At 60.4% G+C, this 2222-nt stretch carries 1 protein-coding gene; it reads right to left on the reverse strand.

From position 1 onward, the window contains the following. Positions 1–83: 83 nt before the first annotated feature. Positions 84–1595, reverse strand: a complete 1512-nt coding sequence (gene ltrA / locus HGP16_RS33675) for a group II intron reverse transcriptase/maturase (protein WP_205926812.1) — start codon at positions 1593–1595, stop codon at positions 84–86. Positions 1596–2222 lie beyond the last annotated feature (627 nt).

Here is a 2222-nt window from a genome sequence, read left to right on the forward strand (position 1 = left end):
GGTAGAATAGGCGACTAGCGCCGTGCTGCCTCACGGCAGTCGGTTTCTAGTCGCCTTTCACCGAACCGGACGTGCATCTTTCGTTATGCATCCAGCTCTCCAGAAGACGTGGCAAAGTCAGGCAAGTCCATCCAACTGTAGCGGAACCGGCAGACGTGGGTCCACGCGAGCAGATGTTGCTCGGCTTTTCCATCTCGCCAGAGGTGCCGTGTCGGGCGACGCAGACTGCGAAGATGATGATCCCGCAGAATATCGCGCCCATGCGCCTTTGGGCGTTTCCGCCGCAGCCAAAGCCAGAGCCTTTTGCCGACATACCAATCGAGATCGGTAAATACGCGCGAGGCTCGGGCGCAGTAGCGGTAGTAATTCGCCCATCCGCGCAGGATGGGATTGATTTCCTGGAGCGTTTCGCCAAGACTGCGCGCTGTTCTTCGTGTGGTGCACAGTTTGACTTTTCGACGTAGATCGGCGGCCTTGGCTTTGGGTATTTCGACGCGGGGGCCGTAGCCGTAGCGTTTGTCCCATCGCATCGTGACGTGGAAGCCGAGGAATTCGAGCCCCTCCGTCACAGCCGTAACCCTTGTCTTTTCCGGCGACAGTTCGAGGCCCGTGCTCCGGCGGAGGTGTTCGGCCAGTGCAGATTTCTCCGCCTTGGCGTCTTCCTCCGTACCCGACACCATCACCACGAAGTCGTCGGCGTAGCGTACCGGATAGCAGACGCAGAGCCCAGCTCCGCCATCTCGCTGCCGCGCACCCCGCGCCGCTGCCACTCCATCACCTTTCCGGTGTGCTCGGATCTTGCTGCGGTGCTCGACCCACCGTTCGTAGCGTTCCTCAATCGCGCTGAGCGCGATATTGGCCAGCAGGGGTGAGATGATCCCGCCTTGAGGAGTGCCGGCTTCGGTGCGGATGAACTGGTCTTCCGCCATAACGCCGACTTTCAGGAACTGTCCGATCAGCCTGACCACCCGACGGTCGGACACGCGTAAGCGAACCCGGTTCATCAGGAGATGATGGTTGATGTTATCGAAGCAGCCCTTGATGTCCCCCTCAATGATCCATGGGTATGGCAGCCGGGTCCGGTGACCATCCGCGTCGCGCTTGCGCGGCTGGATCGTCGCCCGGATATTCTCCAAGGCGCCGTGCGTGCTTCGTCCGGGTCGGAACCCATAGGAAACGCGCCAGAATTGCGCCTCGAAGATTGGCTCCAGAAGTATCTTGATGGCGCCTTGCACGACGCGATCCTTGACCGTGGGAATGCCCAGGGGCCGGAATTGCCCCGGTTTACCGGGTTTCGGGATGAGCTTGCGTCTCGCCGGGCTGGGCCGGTATGCGCCGGAGCGCAATTCGGCTTGCAACTCTTTGAGAAAGCGATCTTCGCCCCTTTTCCGGATGCGACCCACGGTCATCCCGTCGATGCCAGCTGTTCGTCCACCTTTGTTCGAGGCGACGCGTCGCCAGGCGTGGCGGAGCATGCGCGGGTCGGTTAGCCAACCCCACATGTCGCGCCATCCTTCGTTGGGATGTGCCTTACTCCACTGATAGAGTTTGCGCTGAATGCCGAGTATCCAGGCGAGTTCCGCCCGGCGATCCATGTCCACAGATCATTCCTCCGTCGTGCAAGTCTAGCGTCTTCCTGCTTCCCTTCGCCCTGTGCGCGGCTTTCCCGCACTCCGACTACTACGGAAGCTCCGCCCTCGGGGTCGTCCTTCTCCGGCCGTCGCGGCTAGCCCAGTTCCTGCTGGGCGGGCGATCCGAGTTCCCGTGTTCCGGTTCCTAACCTTGGTGTCGGTAGGTGATGAGCTCTACCCCTGACAATTCGGGAGGAAAGGCAATGGAGAGTGCCCCTTCCTCGGGTGCGCCCTCGGCGCATCCAGCAGCGAAGAAATATGAGCCCCGCCGCTTCAGATTGCTTGGCCCTCTCGCCATCACGATCTAAGGGCGTGTTTCGGTAAATACAGAGGCTTCCAGCACTCACTTCGTTGCCTCACCATAGACACTGTGGTAGCCCGGCCTACGGCTGATGGGCCGTATCCGGTTCATTTAAGATCGATCTGCTGATGACACTCCGCCGGCGACGCCCGGCCAAGCTTTTCGATCCCCTTCCGTCTACTACTCTCTGTAGAGGGGTGACATTCCAGTCACCGGTCAAGAACCAGTTAGTTTGGGAGGTTGCCTTTATTGCATGATAACCTCCCACGCCTTCACGGCGCACCATAGGA

It is taken from the genome of Rhizobium sp. P40RR-XXII (assembly GCF_012641405.1).
GTDB lineage: Bacteria > Pseudomonadota > Alphaproteobacteria > Rhizobiales > Rhizobiaceae > Rhizobium.